The organism is Leptolyngbya sp. GGD (genome assembly GCF_026735145.1).
Lineage (GTDB): Bacteria > Cyanobacteriota > Cyanobacteriia > Leptolyngbyales > Leptolyngbyaceae > Leptolyngbya > Leptolyngbya boryana.
Map to the genome: position 1 here is coordinate 1 of NZ_JAPQKE010000003.1, position 18,157 is coordinate 18,157.

The 18,157-nt window shown below is 48.3% G+C and carries 14 protein-coding genes, 1 tRNA gene, 1 other RNA gene and 1 CRISPR repeat array; of the genes, 6 read left to right on the forward strand and 10 right to left on the reverse strand.

Annotated features, from left to right (window positions below; translation table 11 throughout):
- Positions 1-1,827, forward strand: a 1,827-nt coding sequence (gene cas12k, locus OU814_RS14915; RefSeq protein WP_268183989.1) for a type V CRISPR-associated protein Cas12k, incomplete at its 5' end; no start/stop codon positions are given.
- A 578-nt stretch (positions 1,828-2,405) separates the two neighbouring features.
- Positions 2,406-2,817: a CRISPR direct-repeat array (repeat unit 38 nt; unit sequence AGTAGCAATCGCCCTCTCAGCAATGGGTGGGCTGAAAG).
- A 531-nt stretch (positions 2,818-3,348) separates the two neighbouring features.
- Here the strand turns inward: cas12k and OU814_RS14920 are convergent.
- Positions 3,349-3,421, reverse strand: a tRNA-Ala gene (locus tag OU814_RS14920).
- 26 nt (positions 3,422-3,447) lie between these two features.
- Positions 3,448-3,933, reverse strand: coding sequence for a hypothetical protein (locus tag OU814_RS14925; RefSeq protein ID WP_268183992.1), 486 nt, complete (start codon positions 3,931-3,933; stop codon positions 3,448-3,450).
- Between the two features lie 59 nt (positions 3,934-3,992).
- On the opposite strand from OU814_RS14925, the gene fmt reads away from it, so the two are divergent.
- The gene (fmt, locus tag OU814_RS14930; protein WP_268183994.1) at positions 3,993-4,955 is read left to right on the forward strand and encodes a methionyl-tRNA formyltransferase; all 963 of its coding nucleotides are present in this window, start codon (positions 3,993-3,995) and stop codon (positions 4,953-4,955) included.
- A 6-nt stretch (positions 4,956-4,961) separates the two neighbouring features.
- Here fmt and OU814_RS14935 read toward each other — a convergent pair whose 3' ends face one another.
- The 7 genes from OU814_RS14935 to OU814_RS14965 form a co-directional block, all read right to left on the reverse strand.
- Complete coding sequence (locus OU814_RS14935; protein WP_268183996.1) at positions 4,962-6,245, reverse strand: M16 family metallopeptidase; 1,284 nt, start codon at positions 6,243-6,245, stop codon at positions 4,962-4,964.
- Positions 6,246-6,379: 134 nt separating this feature from the next.
- Entirely contained in the window at positions 6,380-7,687 is a 1,308-nt protein-coding gene (locus OU814_RS14940) for a M16 family metallopeptidase (protein ID WP_225885701.1), read from the reverse strand.
- Between the two features lie 352 nt (positions 7,688-8,039).
- Positions 8,040-8,224: non-coding RNA, 6S RNA (gene ssrS / locus OU814_RS14945), on the reverse strand.
- A gap of 180 nt (positions 8,225-8,404) precedes the next feature.
- A complete protein-coding gene (locus tag OU814_RS14950; protein WP_190653358.1) occupies positions 8,405-8,947 on the reverse strand; it encodes a GNAT family N-acetyltransferase in 543 nt (180 codons plus the stop codon).
- Between the two features lie 65 nt (positions 8,948-9,012).
- Positions 9,013-10,125, reverse strand: a complete 1,113-nt coding sequence (locus OU814_RS14955) for a 5-(carboxyamino)imidazole ribonucleotide synthase (RefSeq protein ID WP_268184008.1) — start codon at positions 10,123-10,125, stop codon at positions 9,013-9,015.
- Positions 10,126-10,134: 9 nt separating this feature from the next.
- Positions 10,135-10,656: a pentapeptide repeat-containing protein gene (locus OU814_RS14960; protein ID WP_017287509.1), complete on the reverse strand. Its 522-nt coding sequence runs from the start codon at positions 10,654-10,656 to the stop codon at positions 10,135-10,137.
- 25 nt (positions 10,657-10,681) lie between these two features.
- On the reverse strand, positions 10,682-11,116 hold the full coding sequence (locus OU814_RS14965; protein WP_268184011.1) for a cobalamin biosynthesis protein: 435 nt from the start codon (positions 11,114-11,116) through the stop codon (positions 10,682-10,684).
- 86 nt (positions 11,117-11,202) lie between these two features.
- Between OU814_RS14965 and OU814_RS14970 the strand changes: the two genes are divergently transcribed.
- From OU814_RS14970 to fghA, 4 genes are all read left to right on the forward strand, one after another.
- Positions 11,203-12,171, forward strand: a complete 969-nt coding sequence (locus tag OU814_RS14970) for a tetratricopeptide repeat protein (protein WP_268184013.1) — start codon at positions 11,203-11,205, stop codon at positions 12,169-12,171.
- A 41-nt stretch (positions 12,172-12,212) separates the two neighbouring features.
- Positions 12,213-13,418, forward strand: a complete 1,206-nt coding sequence (locus tag OU814_RS14975; RefSeq protein ID WP_268184016.1) for a homocysteine biosynthesis protein — start codon at positions 12,213-12,215, stop codon at positions 13,416-13,418.
- A gap of 89 nt (positions 13,419-13,507) precedes the next feature.
- Complete coding sequence (locus tag OU814_RS14980) at positions 13,508-14,617, forward strand: S-(hydroxymethyl)glutathione dehydrogenase/class III alcohol dehydrogenase (RefSeq protein ID WP_268184018.1); 1,110 nt, start codon at positions 13,508-13,510, stop codon at positions 14,615-14,617.
- 7 nt (positions 14,618-14,624) lie between these two features.
- Positions 14,625-15,455 carry an S-formylglutathione hydrolase gene (fghA, locus tag OU814_RS14985; RefSeq protein WP_268184021.1) on the forward strand — a complete coding sequence of 277 codons (831 nt, stop codon included), beginning with the start codon at positions 14,625-14,627 and terminating at the stop codon, positions 15,453-15,455.
- Here the strand turns inward: fghA and OU814_RS14990 are convergent.
- Positions 15,437-18,139 (reverse strand): GAF domain-containing protein, encoded by a 2,703-nt coding sequence (locus tag OU814_RS14990; RefSeq protein WP_268184023.1) that lies wholly within the window; start codon positions 18,137-18,139, stop codon positions 15,437-15,439. The two genes, fghA and OU814_RS14990, sit on opposite strands and share 19 nt — an antisense overlap.
- Positions 18,140-18,157 lie beyond the last annotated feature (18 nt).

Below are 18,157 nucleotides of genomic sequence, written 5' to 3' on the forward strand. Positions count from 1 at the left end.
GCTGAGGTCAACCTGGTTGAGCAATTACTTGAAATCTGGCAACGCAGAGGCACTGTCACATCCGGCTCTGTTAAAGAGCTTTGCGATCCGCTCAAAGCAGTTTATCCAAGTCAGCCTGGACGTTTTTATGCTTCTGCCAACCAGATGGTAACCTACACCTATCAATCCTGGCTGGCACTCCAGCAAACCCGTCGCCGCCGACTGGATGGCAAGCAGCGCTGGTTAGATGCAGTCAAGAGTGATGCGGAACTGCTTGAACTTAGCGGTTCCACGCTTGAAGCCATTCGGCAGCAGGCGCAAGCGATTCTGGATCAGGTCAGGGCAGACGATACAGATCCATCTCAGCCAACCGCAACGAAGCGCAAGCGAGCACAAGGGCAGATCCAATCTGCCAAAGATGGCAGTCTTATAGATCGATTGTTTAAGGCTTATGACGCTACAGACAACATGCTGTCTCGATGTGCCATTGCCTATCTCCTTAAGAATGACTGTGAAGTTTCCACTACCGAAGAGAACCCAGAGAAGTTTGCCCACCGCATTCATCGCAAACAGAAAGAGATTGAACAACTGGAAGCTCAGCTCCAGGCTCGTCTCCCGAAAGAGCGAGATTTAACAGGGGAAGTCTTTCTGGAAACATTAGCGATCTCAACACAACAACTTCCTGAAACGGTCGCTCAGGCGCAAGAGTGGCAAGCTAAGCTGCTGACCCGTCCTGCCTCTCTCCCTTATCCCATCATCTACGGCAGTGCGACCGATATATATTGGGGCAAGACAGCAAAAGGGAGAATAACTGTCACCTTTAATGGGATGGACAAGTATCTTAGCGCAGCAGAGCCTGATATCAAAACCTGGTTCAAGACTGATAAAGAGTATCCATTCCGTTTAGCTTGCGATCAACGGCAACTGCCTTTCTTCCAACGCTTCTTAGAAGATTGGCAAGCTTATCAAGCGAATAAAGGCACTTATCCGGCAGGCTTACTCACCCTGAGTTCAGCCCTCCTAGGCTGGAGAGAAGGCGAAGGCAAGGGTGACCCTTGGAACGTGAACCATCTTGCTCTCTATTGCACCTTCGATACTCGTTTAATGACCGCAGAAGGCACGCTAGAAGCCCAACAGGAGAAGATTGCGAAAACCCTCAAGAAGCTGACCCATTCAAACCCAGATCCTCGCAATCATTCAACACTCGATCGCTTGCAGAACTTACCCGAACGTCCTAGCCGGACTCCTTACGTGGGCAATCCCGAAATTCTAGTTGGCATCAGTATTGGGTTGACTGACCCGATCACAGTAGCGGTTGTCAATGGCAGAACTGGAGAGATACTCGCCTATCGTACGCCTCGTGCATTGCTCGGTGAGCAATACTGCTTGCTCAACCGTCACCGTAAACAGCAGCAGCAGAACCGCTTGCAGCGTCACAAAAATCAACAGCGTAGTGCCACATACCAACCCTCAGAATCAGAACTCGGTCAGTATGTTGACCAGCTGTTGGCAAATTCCACCATTGACCTCGCTCGAACTTATCAAGCAGGGAGCATTGTAGTGCCTAACCTGAAGAACGTTCGAGATTTACTTGCTAGTGAGATTCAAGCAAGGGCTGAAGAGAAGTGTCCAGGATCCGTTGCAGCTCAAAAGCAATACGCTAAAGCGTATCGTCTGACGATACATCAATGGAGTTACAACAGACTGATTCAAGCCATCTGTAGTCAAGCGACTCAACGGGGTATCACCGTTGAAGTCGGATCCCAGCCTCTCAAAGGCAATCCTCAAGAATTGGCAAAAGATATCGCGATCGCAGCTTATCACGCTCGTGCGATCACGGCAAAATAGTCTGACTTTACAGTACGTTCGAACCAAGACAAGTTAAGATGTAAAACAACAGCGCCGCAGTTCAAGCTCTCTGAGCCGCTGAATTGCGAAAAATGAGGGTCAGTTTAGTCGTTGTGAGACGACTGTACTTTCCGACCCTGGTAGCTGTCCGCTCGCTGACTGCCATCCTGGTACAGGTTTCGATTTGAGATTTGTGTGGGGATGGGAAGCTGTAGTTGTGGAATCCGTTCTTCAACTGTAGCGCAGGTGCGCGCCCAGCAGAAGTGAGTCAAGCCTTCACACGGTGGAGGTACAGGGGCGTTATCTCATCAATTACTTGATGGCGATGATGTGACTGAAGTGGCGGCTACTGAATCGCCTCCGAGCAAGGAGGAGTCCTCTAAACATTTTTGGCAAACCAAAGCAAGGGCAAAATGCCTAGGAGGTTCGCCAAAACCCTAAACTTCCCTACTGGCAAGGCTTTCATTCAACTGAAGATTGCCGGAGTAAGCTTTCAGAAAAGTCAAAAGAGCACTTTTTAGTCAGGTTTGCCAAAAGCGAACTTGGAGAGCTTATAGGAAAAGGGTTCCAGCGCTGGGAGTAGCAATCGCCCTCTCAGCAATGGGTGGGCTGAAAGAAAGATTCATCAGAATGCCGAGAGGGGCGCAAATCAGTAGCAATCGCCCTCTCAGCAATGGGTGGGCTGAAAGCGATTGTCGAATTCACTCCACTGCAAGTCGCTTGGAGTAGCAATCGCCCTCTCAGCAATGGGTGGGCTGAAAGACGGCTATGCGAATACGAATCAGATTGACTATCCCCTCGAAGTAGCAATCGCCCTCTCAGCAATGGGTGGGCTGAAAGGTAACAGCGTTGCGGCGACCAGTAGTGGCGGCAACGGGTAGCAATCGCCCTCTCAGCAATGGGTGGGCTGAAAGGTACAAATGAAACTTGCTCGCCAGATGGCAAACGGGTAGGTAGCAATCGCCCTCTCAGCAATGGGTGGGCTGAAAGGGCTTGCTAGTGGCTAGGCGATCGCATTCTTAATTGGTAGCAATCGCCCTTTCTGCAATGTATTGCATCCACAACATTGCAGAGCATTTCAGATTTAAGGTACCTGTAGCATCCTAAGAATCAAAGAAATTGCTTTGCCACCAAAGACTATAAATCAGGAGGACTGAAAGGCGCACTTCAATGGCATGAGGCTATGAAACAAGCTTCGCTATTCATGCAAAAAGGATTGAGGAAGAGACTGGTTATATATTGATTGAGTTTCTACATTATCGAAGATTGTATAGCTGGAATAACGCATAAGTCCCACGATACTAATTTGAGAAGCAGTAGACGAGTTCACTATAACGACGTTAATTTGCGAATCTCAAACAATCTCAGAAAAACGTGAAGAGCGACATCAATTTGCGAATAGAAAAGGATTTGAATTTAGCGACATCAATTTGCGAAGATTGGCAAAAACTAGCAAATTAGTCTAAAAACGACATTAATTTGCGAATCGCGACATCTAATGTGCGAACGTACAGAAAGGTATGGAGCTAAGGGGATTCGAACCCCTGACCCCTTCAATGCCATTGAAGTGCGCTACCAACTGCGCTATAGCCCCCCAAGCTATTATTTATCCTACTGCATTTACTCCGGTAGAGTTGCAAAAACTTGTTCAACAATTTGTTTCGTTTTTTCTTCTAACTGATTCCAATCGACATCGCCTGTTTCATCAATCAAATGGGTATCGATATCAACGGGATGCTCATCCAGCATGGGAGAGCGAAAACAAATTCGGTAGCATAATTCCCACAGATCGACTTTGATTTGGCGATCGTCTTTCTCTAAATGCAACTCATATCCAGGATATGGTGAAGGCATCTGAGACAATTCGGCTTCAATCTCTGCAGTCTGCTCTGGTGAAGCCGTCTCAAGCTGTTGTCGAAGCTGCAAAACTCTGGCTTTCGTCTCATCTGAAATGTTATCTGCCCAGATTTGCACATCCTGATATGTTCCTCGCCAGGTAGAACTGTCTAACTGCTTGCGAAGATTATCAATCAGGCGGATAAAAGCAGGCTGCATTAGAAGTTCTGCCTGCTGCCAGGTTTCGATCGTTGCAAATTTAGGCTTCATGAGTTCAAAATATCAGCTTGAATTAGTGTAAGCGTCTGTCGGGAGCGAGACTCAAATTGATGAAAATTGTATTCTTTGGAACGCCTCAATTCGCAGTGCCCACGTTGGAAGCATTGCTGAAATCCAACTCGTTTGAGGTCGCGGCTGTCGTGACTCAGCCTGATAAACGGCGGGGGCGGGGAAATGAACTGTCGCCTTCGCCGATTAAAGCGATCGCGCTTTCACACGAAATCCCTGTCTTGCAGCCGAAGAGTATTAAAAAAGATGTAGAGGGATTAGAGTATTTACGATCGCTCAACGCAGATGCCTTTGTCGTCGTTGCATACGGGCAAATTCTGTCGCAGGAAATTCTAGATATGCCGCGATTGGGCTGTGTGAACGTTCATGGCTCGATTTTGCCGAAATATCGCGGAGCTGCTCCGATTCAGTGGTGTTTGTATCACGGAGAGGCAGAAACCGGAATTACAACGATGCTGATGGATGCGGGCATGGATACAGGGGCAATGTTATTGATTGCGAAAACAGCGATCGCGCCGTTTGATAGCGCGCATGATTTGGCAGTTCGTCTCAGTACGATCGGAGCGGATTTGCTGGTGGAAACCTTGTTGAAATTCCCAGAGATTACACCGATTCCGCAGGACAACGAACAAGCCACTTATGCGCCGCTGATTAAAAAGCCGGATTACGAATTGGACTGGTCAAGAAGTGCGATCGAGCTTCACAATCAGATTCGAGGGTTTTACCCAAATTGCAACACTCAGTTTCGAGGAACTGGGCTGAAAGTAATGCAGACAATTCCGCTTGAAGGAGAGTTTTTGAATGAGTTTGAGGAATTGCGCGCGTTAAACTTGCCGACTGGAACACCCGGCGAAGTGGTCGAAATTGTCAAAAATTGGGGAGCCGTGATTCAGACTGGATCAGGGGCATTACTGCTTAAAGAAGTGCAGCTAGCCGGGAAACGCGCCCAGTCTGGATGGGATTTTGCGAATGGAATGCGGATTACCATCGGTGAAAAACTCTAAGCAACGCTAGAGCGACTCGATCGCGTCCGCAGGCCCTAATAATGAAATGTAAGGTTCACCAAAATACCGACAAGCAATTTCTTGGGCGGCCTCTGCGGAAACCTTCGCGATCGCGTCTTGAAACTGACTGTCGAATTCCACCCCTAAACCTAGCGTTTCATACCAGCCGAAAATTTGCGCCAGTTGCGAATTAGTTTGTTTGCCAAGCGCGTATTGTCCGAGTAATTTGTTTTTGGCAACTTGGATTTCTTCCGCGCTCAGCGGTGCATCACACAGTCGATCGACTTCTGTTTTTAAGCCGGAAAGTGCGATCGCAGTATTGGTGGGTGCAGTGCCCATGTAGGTGACAAAGTACGACGTATCTAATCGAGTCGGATAGAAGGCTGAGACTTCGTAAGCTAAGCCTCTTTTTTCTCGCAGTTCCACGAATAGCCGACTGGATAATCCATTGCCCAGATAGGTATTCAGCAATTTCAACGCAGCATAGTCTTCCATCGTTTCGGGCGTAACAGAAGGTGCAAGATAGCCCAGAATGACGATCGATTGTTGCGTATCCTGTGGAACAGCGCTGCGAGTCGGATTAGAAGCGACGATCGGTAAATTCAGATTCGGCAAGGGAACTAAGGGCGCGCGCCAACTGCCGAGAATTTCTTCAACTTGTGAGACTGCTTCTTCGGGTGTAATTCGTCCTGCAATGCTAATTGTCAGATTATCCGGACGAAAATGGGTTTGATAGTAGTGCTGTAAATCTTCGCGCTTTAGATTGGCAACGGTTTCGGCTGAGCCTAAGCCTGAGAGTGCGTAAGGATGATCCCCATACATGGCGTGGCGTAAGCGATCGAGTGCCACTGTAAAAGGTTGTTCTTGCTGAGATCGAATTGCCTGTAACGCTAAGCGACGTTCGAGTTCAACTTCTGATTCTGGAAAAGTTGCCGATCGCAGTAGTTCTCCTGCTAATTTCAACATTTCGGGAAAATCAGCAGAAACCGTTTTGATGCTGAGCAAAAAGTAATCTGAAGCCGCATCCGTACTTAGGCTCGCTCCGATCGATTCAACGCGTTCGGCAATTTCTAGAGACGAATGTTTTTCGGTGCCCTTCGTCATCACAGCGGCAACGAGGTGGGAGAGTCCAGCTTGCTCGATCGACTCCCAACGGCTACCCGCTTTGAAGAAAAGCCGCGCTGCAATGATGTCAGCAGACGGATTTTCAGTGACCAGCACGGTGACGCCATTGTCTAAAACCGTGCGATGAATGATGCGATTATGGGGCAAAGCAATAGTTGAAGTCACGATCGTTCTTAAAATTGACGTGTGTTGATTTTAGCAATCGGTCGGGAATCTGCCTTCTCGAATCGATTCGCGGCGACTCAAATCAGGTCTGTCTTGATAGACTCGAAGCGCGAATTTGATGAGCAATGCGATCATTAGTCGCCTGGTGTGACAACGATCGCCGCATAGTGATAAGGCGAAAGATATTGGCTGGCTAAATCGCGCAAATCTTCAACCGTAAAGGACTGAATCAAATGCGGATAAGCTGCAGCAGCAGTAATTTCTGCCAGCGAATGGTAGTAGCCATAGAGTCCGGCAAGTTGTCCAGGTGTTTCGATCGAGAACGCATAATCGTTACACAAAAGCCGCTTGGCGCGATCGAGTTCGGCTTGAGAAATGGGAACTGTCATCAATTGCGATAAGCGATCGCAGATCAAAGCTTCTACCCGTTGAAGATCGTCAGCATCTAACCAAGCCGCGATCGTAAACAAACTGGAATCACGCTGGAGCGAGAAACTACAGTCAATTCCCTGAACTAAATGTCGCTCTTCTCGAAGCTCTTGTACCAACCGCGAGGTGCGTCCTGCTCCTAAAACGGCTGAGATCAAGTCGAGTCCACATGCTGCTCTGAGCGGATCTTGCTGATTTGCTTGTTCAAAGCGTTTCCAGGGGAGCGTTTCGTCAACTTGCCCCACCGGAGCCTCCACACCTGGAGCCATCCAAGCCATTAATAATCTTGCCTGTTCTAAGCGAGGCAACTGAATTTCTTCACGGCGAATCGTTGTAATCGGGGGTTCTGCCTCGGCGATGTGAATTCGACATGCGTCTGCCTCTGGGAAAGTGTGAAAGGCTTGCTCGACTTGCTGTTTCACATGGTCTAGTCGAATGTCGCCTGTGACCACGACCGTCATATTTTCAGGCTGATAATGGGTGCGATGGAACGATCGCATTTCTGCTGCGGAGCGTCTCATCAAACTTTCTTCTGTGCCCAAAATCGATCGCCCATACGGATGCCGCTGATACACCAATTCCGCGAGAAATTGAAATGCGATCGCGTCTGGATTGTCATAAGTCTGCAAAATTTCTTCTAAAACGACTTCCCGTTCTCGCTCAAATTCGTCTTCGGGGATCGCGGCATTTAAGAGAAGTTCGCCCAGATATGGCAGGGTGTCGGCAAAGTCTTGTGCCGCAGTCGTCATGTAGAAATGCGCGTAATCATAGCTCGTTGCAGCATTCGTCATGCCGCCCCGTTTCTCGATCGCTTGATCAAATTCGCCCGGTGCAATTTTCTCGGTTCCTTTGAAAATCATATGTTCGAGAAAATGCGCCATGCCTGACCATTCATCCGGTTCTACAATCGAGCCTGCATTCACCCAGACATCGATCGCAGCAATCCCGGTCGTCGGCAAGTCATGATGAATCAGCGTTAAACCATTGTCGAAGCGATGAACAGTCGCAGGCACGAAAAGAGCGTTTTGGGGCGATCGATAAATGTTCAAGGGCTTAATTGAAGAACGAAGGTTTGGGGATCGATTTCTTAAGAAAGCAGATTGTGATCTAGAAAACTGACAAGCCTGCTTCAAATATGAAAAGCTTAAGAATCATGCAACATCTTTGAATAATTCAGGATGAATTTCTTGCGTCAAAGTGCAGAAGATAAATCGTTCAAAAGATAGATCTCAATTAGATCATTCATTGCACAAAACCCATTGCAAAACACAGTTCAGAATATATTTTTGATAAAACGTAACCTTCGGGATACAGACGTTTAAAAATAAAAACTCCCCTACTAGGTTCTAGTAAGGGATCAAGAAGTAGGATACCGCAACGCCGTCTTACCTCAGTTTTTGACCTGGTTAAAACCAGGTGGGTGTCGAAGTGGCGGATATAAAGTTTCCGGGTACAAGCCCGGTCTACTGCCATCAGCCTTTGTAGACTCCCAGATTCAAAAAACATAGATCATAAAACATTGTTGGCAGTCACCAACGCCGCAGCAAATCCTTCACTTATTCTAGCGGGTCAATCCGAAGTTGGGAAGCAGGGAGATTTTGGATAAAGAGAGGAAATCAGTTTTGGCAGCGATCGCCCATCTAGAGGGATGGAATGTCTTTGCGAGGTTGCAACTTTAGCCCTCTAACCGAGATTAGCCGTTCGCCGATTTGTCAGAGCTTCAAATCGCACTACCAATCCTCTCGCAGAATTGACCAGAGTTTCACATCTTCAAAGACTTCCCCTTTACGCACTCTTTGACGGAGCACGCCTTCTTGCACAAATCCATTATCTTGAAAGAGTTTTCCAGAAGCCGGATTTCTCACCAGATGATAGGCATCAATTCGATTCAGGTTTAAGTTTTCAAATCCAAAGCGAAGTATAGCTTGTAAGGCTTCGCTCATATATCCTTGTTCCCCAAGCGCAACTGCCAGCCAAAACCGCAGTTCTGCCCGAGCATGTTCGAGTTCGATCGAGCCAATTTCGATCACGCCACATAATCCTGGTTCAGCTTTACGCTCAATCGCAAAGGCAAAGGATCGTCCTGCCTCGGCCGCTGCAATTTGTGCTTGGATGTATCGTTCTGCTTCGCCTTCAGGATACGGATGCGGCAGCGAAATCATCATATCGGCAACTTCACGATCGCTTGCCGCAGTCTGGAGCGACGGCGCATCTGCTAGAGATAGAAAGCGAAGACTTAATCGAGGTGTTTCTAGGGGAGCGTGAGTTAGCATGAAACGCTTTCAGTTCGATCAACTGCTATGGGCAAATCCTACCACTGAAAAAGCCGAGTGCTCCTTTAATGCCGATACCAAATCTCTTCGATCGTGCTAGCAATCTCTAACGCTTGTTGCCTCAGATCAGTCACATCGTCTAGTAAAACCGTGACATGTCCTAATTTTCGACCTGGACGTGATTCAGATTTGCCATACCAATGCACAAACGTGTTGGGCAATTGAGCGATCGCGTTGCGTTGTTCTAAATACTCGCTTTCTGCTTGCTCAAATCCGAGCAAATTTACCATCAACGCACCCTGACAATTCAAGGCTGGACTGCCCAAAGGCAAATCGCTCACGGCTCGAAGCTGTTGTTCAAATTGTGAGGTTTCACAAGCATCGATCGTGTAATGTCCTGAATTGTGAGTTCGAGGTGCAATTTCATTGACAAGAACGCGATCGTCTTTCGTCAGAAATAGCTCAAACCCGTAAATTCCGACGACATCGAGCTTTTCTAGTACTGTTTGAGCAATTCGGTGAATCTCTTGCTGAACACCTTTTGAAACTTCAGCAGGCGCAATCACGCGACGACAGACTTGATTTTCTTGCTGCGTTTCCACGATCGGATAGATTGCAATTTCACCCGAACTTGAGCGAGCCGCCATCACCGCTAATTCGCGATCGAACGGAATGAATTCTTCCAGCACGATCGGCACATTCTGCAATTTCTCGATCGTTGGTTCCCAAGTTGCCGCATCGCGAATGATAAATGTCCCCTGTCCGTCGTAGCCTAACCGACGAGTTTTTAAGACTACCGGAAATTCAACATCTCGCTCACCAAGTAACCAGAAATCAGGAGTCGGGAGATCATAAGTTTTGAGAAATTCCCGCTGCACATATTTATCCAGCAACGGTCGCAATGCAGACAAGCTAGGGCGAAAGATCACATTCTGGATTTTAGCGAGCGCATCGAGATCGACAAATTCATTCTCGAATGTAATCACATCGACATGCGTGCTTAAAACCTCGGTTGCACTGGCATCGTTCACCCGCGCAAACAAAGTTTCTTGTGCCACAGACACGGCTGGATCACTTTCATTTGGGGTTTGCACGACCAATGTGAGATTCAGCTTTCTGGCTGCCTCTGCCATCATCCAAGCTAACTGTCCGCCGCCAATCACACCGACTCGGTTCATACTTGCCTCCTAAGACGGGCAACCGAGCGACTCACGAGTCTCGACCCCAGTTTTTGAGTTCGTTCCTTGAGCCACTTTGCACAACTCTCGAATCTGATAGCGATCGAGAATTGCCCCCGTAAAATCTGCCCCAGTGATATTAACATTCAAGAATTCACTGCGCAGCAACATCGCATCCGTTAAAATCGCATCGCTCAGATTCACCCGCACCATTGGAACTTGATCGACCATTGCCTGTTGCAGATTTGCACCATGCAGATTCGTCTCTGTCATATTCGATGCACTCATCGCAGCCCCGGACAAATCCGCATTCGAGAAATCTGCATCTGTGAGATTGGCATTCGTAAATTCTGCCAATCTCAAGGTCTGACCTGAAAAATTCTGCCCTTTCACATCTGCATTGCTATAAGACAACGGCGGGCGATATTGCTGGTCGTAGCGTTTTCCTACAATCGGATCAGCACCAGCGCTTGCCATGATCCAAACGCTGCAAATGAGAGTCAAGCATACGATCGCGATTCGCCGTCCCATAACTATCTTGCCGATTCAACACCCTTCACTGTAGCGAACTTTCCGCGATCGCAATCGTCACCCCTTGGATCACTTGTTTCGGCACTATCAAAATTTGCGTTTGTGCAGCACACATTGCTGCGGCTTCTGCCACACTCGACGTTTGTACAGTCATCGCAACGTGTAAAGAAGGATTGGGCACCGCGATCGTACTCAGCCGATCTGCGGAGAAGCATCGTAAGGGCAAATCGTGATCTCGACAATATTCGACCAGTCCAATTTCATCAGATTTACGATCGAGCGTTGCAATTCCTGCGATCGTCCTATGCTCCAATTGATACAGATCGAGAACTTGATCAATTGCAGTTTGAATGATCAACTTGGTCGCACCTCGACGACAGCCAATCCCAATCCAGAGGCAAAGCGACGACTGTTTCAGGTTAAGCCAATTGTCGAAAAGTTCTTGAGTACGGATTCTCACTGCAGCCAACTTAGTGCAAAATAGAACAAATTAGGGTGCGTTGGGTACGGAAAATGACTTGTCACCAACGTTTTAGGGCAAAAAAGATGCAAGTTTCTAAGCAATCGGCTCTCCCCCTCCTTTTGACTCTAGCAGCAGCAGCACTCACCACCGGATGCGATGATGCTCGTGATGCAGTTCGTGCTTCTACTCCAGAACTTTCAGCAGATCTCTCGCTTGGTGATCCTGCTTACTACGTCAATTTAGGACACGAACTGCAATCGAGTCGCAAATACGAAGAAGCGATCGCGGTCTATCGCAAAGCGATCGTGCTCGACATGGAAAACTCTGAAGCCTATAACGGTCTGGGACAAGCACTGATCGAACAACGTCGAATTGCAGAGGCGATCGCCGCCTATCGCCGCTCGATTGAAATTAATCCACAAAATGCCTCTGCCTATGCCGGATTGGGCAATGCCCTAGCCGATCGCAGACGCAACGAGGAAGCAATCGCAGCTTATCGCCGCTCGATCGAGGCGAATCCGAAGCAGATGATGGCTTATGCGGGTTTAGGGAATGTGCTGGCAGAGCAGAAGAAAATCCCAGAAGCGATCGCGCAGTACGAACAAGCCTTAAAAGCACCCGAGCAAACCGAGAAAGCGCAAGCGATCGCGTATGTCGGATTGGCACGAGCCTTGCAGACTCAAAATCGCACAGAAGAAGCGATTAATCTCTATCGCAAAGCGGCTCAAGTTGCGCCGGACTATGCGTGGGCACATATTTTCCTCGGTCATGCTTTAGCCAATCAGAATCAGTTCGATGCCGCGATCGCAGCTTACCAACAAGTGCTCAATCAGCCCAGTGAGCGCAAAGGCAATCTCGGCAATACCCATGCCATTGCACTGAATGGATTGGGTTCTGCTTTGCAGCGGCAAGGGAAACTCAAAGAAGCGATCGCGGAATACGAAAAAGCAGTCGATACAGATCTCAACTACGAAGCTGCCCAGAACAATCTGAACCGCGCCAAACAGCGTCTCGCCCAAGAAGTTTCCAAAACAACTTCGGCTCGGAGTTAACTCGCCGCATAATGGCAGAGATGACTTAATTCCGATGCCTTATGCGAACTCTGGCTGAAATCAACGAGAAAATTCAACGCGGAAGTGCGATCGTACGAACTGCCGAAGAGGTGAAAGCTCAAGTAGCAGAAATCGGAGTCGCTGCAACCGCAAAGCTCGTTGATGTCGTGACGACAGGCACGTTCGAGCCAATGGAGTCTTCGGGGGCAGTGTTGAACTTAGGACAAACTGATCCCCCGATCAAAATTCGCCAGTGTTGGGTCGATGGAGTGCCCGCATATGCAGGATTTGGCGCAGTCGATTTGTATTTGGGAGCGTCGCAGGTTGTAGAGTATCCGGGCGGATCAGAGCCGTTAGATCATGACGATCGAGAATCCCCAGATGCCAGACAGAGACAGCGCGGTGGAGGGCATGTGATCGAGGATCTGATTGCCGGACGATCGGTGACGTTGCGAGCACTCGGACAGGTGACTGACTGCTATCCGCGATCGTCTTTTGAAACCAGCATTACGCGGGACACGATTAATCAATTCTATTTATTCAATCCTCGGAATCTGTACCAGAACTTTATCGTGGGCGTGAATGGGGGCGATCGCCCTTTATTTACGTATTTAGGAGCACTACAGCCCCAATTGGGCAATGCTGTTTTCTCAAATCCGGGTGCAATTTCGCCGCTGTTGAACGATCCAGATTTGCAATTGATTGGCATTGGGTCACGGATTTTTTTAGGTGGGGGAATCGGCTATGTCGCTTGGGAAGGAACACAGCATTTTCCACTTCAAAAGCGCTTGCCCAATCGGACACCCATTGGACCCGCTTCGACACTTGCATTAATTGGTGATGCAAAACAGATGGATGCGCGCTGGGTGCGAGGCTGCTATTTCCGCGGCTATGGAGCTTCTTTGATGCTTGGGGTGGGAATTCCGTTGCCTGTGCTGAGCGAAGAGGTGATTGCCCATTGTGCGGTGCAAGATCAAGATTTGGTTGCTCCGATCGTTGATTTTTCGATTCCGCGCCGAGTCCGTCCCACCTTTGGACTCGTGAACTATGCCCAGTTAAAGTCTGGGAAATTAACGATCGATGGCAAAGTCGTGAGAGTCGCGCCGCTAGCAAGCCTTTATCTGTCCCGCCAAGTTGCAGTCGAGCTAAAACACTGGATTGAGGCAGGCACGTTCACATTAACTGAAGCTGTTGCCGCCATTCCCCACGATCGCGCATTTATTCCCCAAGATATGCGAGGGATGTAAATCCGTTTGGTGACAAATTTTGAATGGGTTGACCCGAGGAGAGGCAGGAGCGTTACACTGCGATGGAGTTTGACTAGGTAATTAAAGATATGGATACGAAAGCCGCAGTTGCCTACAAAGCCGGAGAGCCTCTCAAGATCGAAACGGTGCAATTAGAACCCCCAAAAGCGGGAGAAGTTTTAGTCGAAATCAAAGCGACTGGGGTCTGTCATACCGATGCTTATACGCTGTCTGGCGCTGACCCTGAAGGCTTGTTCCCAGCCATTTTGGGACATGAAGGCGCAGGCGTTGTGGTGGAAGTGGGAGCCGACGTCAAGAGTGTTAAGCCTGGAGATCATGTGATTCCGCTTTACACGCCAGAATGTCGAAATTGTGAGTACTGTCTCAGCGGCAAGACAAATCTTTGTCAAGCGATTCGATCGACACAAGGAAAAGGGGTGATGCCCGATGGCACTAGCCGATTCTCGATCGGGGGAGAGCCAATTCTGCACTACATGGGCACTTCGACCTTCTCAAATTACACCGTTCTGCCAGAAATTGCCGTTGCTAAAATTCGCGAAGATGCTCCGTTCGAGAAAGTCTGCTTAATCGGCTGCGGTGTGACCACTGGAATTGGAGCCGTGATCAATACTGCCAAAGTCGAACCCGGTGCAAATGTGGTGGTTTTTGGCTTAGGTGGGATTGGGCTGAATGTGATTCAAGCAGCTCGTATGGTCGGTGCGAACATGATTGTGGGAGTCGATCTCAATCCGAGCAAGCGGGCTTTAGCCGAGAAATTAGGCATGACTCACTTCGTCAATCCCAGCGAAGTAGAAGGCGATATCGTTCCGTATTTAGTAGACCTGACGAAAGGTGGAGCAGACTACTCCTTCGAGTGTATTGGCAATCCCAAAGTCATGCGACAAGCGTTGGAATGCTGCCATAAAGGTTGGGGAGTCAGTGTGATTATTGGAGTCGCTGGTGCAGGGCAAGAAATTAGTACTCGCCCCTTTCAACTCGTTACTGGGCGGGTTTGGAAAGGCACAGCATTTGGTGGGGCAAAAGGTCGCACGGATGTGCCGAAGATTGTCGATTGGTATATGGATGGCAAAATTAACATTGATGATTTGGTATCGAAAATTTTACCGATCGACGATATCAATCAAGCCTTTGATCTGATGCATCGAGGCGAAGTCATTCGCTCAGTCGTAACGTTCTAAAATTTCAATGGATTTAGTTAGTCAAACCAAATGCTTCGGAGGCTCGATCGAGGTTTATTCTCATGCCTCGATCGCTTGTCAGTCTCCGATGAAATTCTCGATCTATTTGCCGCCCCAAGCAAAAGCGAGATCGCTGCCAGTGTTGTACTTTCTCTCTGGCTTAACCTGCACCGAAGAGAATTTCATGGCAAAAGCAGGCGCACAACAGTTTGCCGCAAAGTATGGGCTGATCTTAGTCGCGCCAGATACTAGCCCCCGCAACACCGGAATTGCGGGGGAAGATGAGGATTGGGACTTTGGAACTGGCGCAGGATTCTATGTGGATGCCACGGCTGCACCTTGGAGCCAGCACTATCGCATGTATAGCTATATCGTCGATGAACTCCCAGAGTTAATTGGTGAAAACTTTCCAGTCTTACGCGATCGACAAAGCATCACCGGACATTCAATGGGCGGACATGGTGCATTAATCTGCGCCTTGCGAAATCCCGATCGCTATCGATCGGTTTCTGCCTTTGCGCCGATTTGTGCCCCGATACAATGTCAGTGGGGACAGAAAGCATTCTCAAATTACTTAGGAGCAAATCAGAACGACTGGCGATCGTATGATGCGAGTGAGCTAGTTCGAGTCGGGCAATTTCCCGGATCGATTCTCATCGACCAAGGCAGCGAAGACAAATTCCTCGCGAATCAGCTTTTGCCAACCGTATTTCAGCAAGCCTGTGCAGACGTTGGACAATCATTAAATCTGAGAATTCAACCCGGCTACGATCACAGCTACTATTTCATTGCTTCCTTCATTGAAGATCACATTCGCTTTCATGCAGAAATGCTTTGACGGATCGGAATTTCAATCCAAAATTCAGTTCCCTGACCCGGTTCAGAATGACAGTTTAGACTGCCCTGATGGTCTCGCACGACCACTTCATGACTAATCGCTAATCCCATGCCTGTTCCTTTTCCGATCGGTTTCGTTGTAAAAAACGGATCAAAGATGCGCGGCTGAGTTTGGGCTGAAATTCCGCATCCATTATCTGCGATCGAAATGAGCACGCGATCGTCATGAACTTGTTTTGTGCGGATACGAATTGTGGGATTCTCAACCGTTTCAAGCGCATCGATCGCATTACTCAGCAGATTCATAAACACCTGATTCAACTGCCCTGCATAGCATTCAACTGGGGGCAATTCCGCATATTCCCTAATCACCTCGATGCTGCAATCTCCCCCGTTTGGTTTCAAGCGATGCTGCAAAATCAGCAGTGTACTTTCGATTCCTTCATGGATATCAACTGGCTTCATTTTAGCTTGGTCAAGCCGTGAGAAATTGCGGAGAGAGAGCACGATTTCGCGAATTCGTTCTGTTCCGACTTGCATTGAAGCCAGTATTTTAGGTAAGTCTTGGCGAACAAACTCAAAATCAATCGATTCGATCAGATCAATCACTTCTGATCGAGGTTCAGGATAAGCTGCGCGATAAGCGTCAAGCAGCCTCAGCATATCGATCACATAATGATTCAAATAGTTGAGATTGCCATGAATAAAGCTGACCGGATTGTTAATCTCATGGGCGACTCCAGCGACTAATCGCCCTAAGCTCGACATCTTTTCAGTTTGAATCAACTGCGCTTGAGTATGCTTCAAAGAATGCAGCGTTGCCTCGATCTGCTGAGCTTGATGCTGAGTTTGCAAGAGCAATTCGGCTTGCTCAAGTCCGATCGTCAACTGAATCGCAACTTGTTTCACAAATTGAATCTCATGCTCTGTCCAATTGCGCGGACGATCGCATTGATGCACACACAATAATCCCCACAGTTCATCTCCTCGTAAGATGGGCGCAATCAAATGGGCACGAATCGCAAGGCGCTCTAAAATTGCTAAATAACAAGGTTCGATTACGAGTGCTTCCACATCTGAGATCGAACTCACCCGACCATGCCGATATTGGGTTGCAAACCGTTCTCCAAAGCAATAATCTTCGATACGCGTGCCCAAAACAGAGGAAAGTCCTGAAACCATATTTTCAGCAATCACCTGCCCTGTATTGTATTGACGATCTAAATCAAATTGATAAACGCAGACTCGATCGACATTCAACGATCTCCGAAGCTCTTCGGTTGCGGTCGCACAAATCTGCTCAACTTGCAGCGATTTCCGCATATTCGTCACCACACTGAACAGAACATGCTGCTGCTCAGTTGCTTTCTGCAATCGAGCCGTACGCTCTTGAACTTGAATCTCTAAACTGGCATTCAGCTTTTGCACATGTTGATGCGTTTCATATTGTTGAATCGCGCTTGAAAACTGATGAGCGATCGCGCAACCTAGCTCTAAATCTCCTGCTGTCCAAGACTGAATTTGTCCCCGTCGAGATTCACACCACGCCTTAAAAGACTGACGCGGATAAAGCTGCCGCTCGTCGGAGCTAATTTGCCCCGCCCAAAGAATCTCAGTTTCAATTTCATCTCGAAAGATAGTGAGATAGCCAAGCAATTCTCGGCGATACCACAAGGGCAAAATCAGTACCCCTCGGATTTTGAGCGATCGGAATGCAGGGTAGAACTTTTGCAATGCTGGCTCTTGATATAAATCCGCGATCGCCCAAACTGCATCTTGCTCAGACTGAAACTTATCTTGCCAAGCACTGTCTTCTTCGAGCAGCACAAATTCAGCCGTTTCGATACACTCATCTCTAGGAGCCATTGGCTGGCTCCCACATTGAAACAATCTGACACAAGCACTCGGCAGTTTTAGATTGCGAGGAGAATGTTCGACTGCCAATGATGTGGCATTCACCCACAGTCGTCCCCCTGACCCTGCAAAGGCTGAAACTGCTGTTTCTAAAGCAGCTTGAAGTTCAATCGTCGAAAGCGAATGCAGTAAGCAACTAATGCGACGTAGCGTCGATTCGCGATCGGCTTTAGCACGCGCTTGTTCGATCAAATGATACTGAGCAATCGCCACAGTCAGCAAATCAACGACCATCTGCAGTGCACTCACTTGTGCGTCTGAAAACGATCGCGCTTCAGCATGGTGAATGACAAACAATCCCCAAAGCTTGCCTTCTTGCAAAATTGGGACGACCAGCGAAGACTGAATTCCCATTGCCATCAGATATTCAGCATGACAGGCGTTCAGCGGACGATAGCGGATTTCATCGGGTGCAGTAGAATCAATTCCCGTTTGTCCAATGCGACGTTCAGCCACATTGACAATCGATCGCGCTCCGGTTCTTGCAAACAGTTCGCGTGCTCCAGGGGGAATATCATTCGCAGGAAATGTTAACCCTAGCAGCGAAGGGAGGCGTTGTTCGCAAATCCACTCTGCGACTACGGTTCCCGTTTCATCAGGATTAAACTGGTAGATTTTTACCCGATCACAACTTAAAACGGCACCGATTTCCTGAGCGATCGCAGCTAAAAGTTCAGATAAACTTTTCGACCTCCGAATCCAGTGTGTCACTCGCCCAAATAGTTCTGTATTCGGAGATGAAACATTCGTCTGAAACTCATCGCTCGTCATTTAATTCCGCCCTATCCG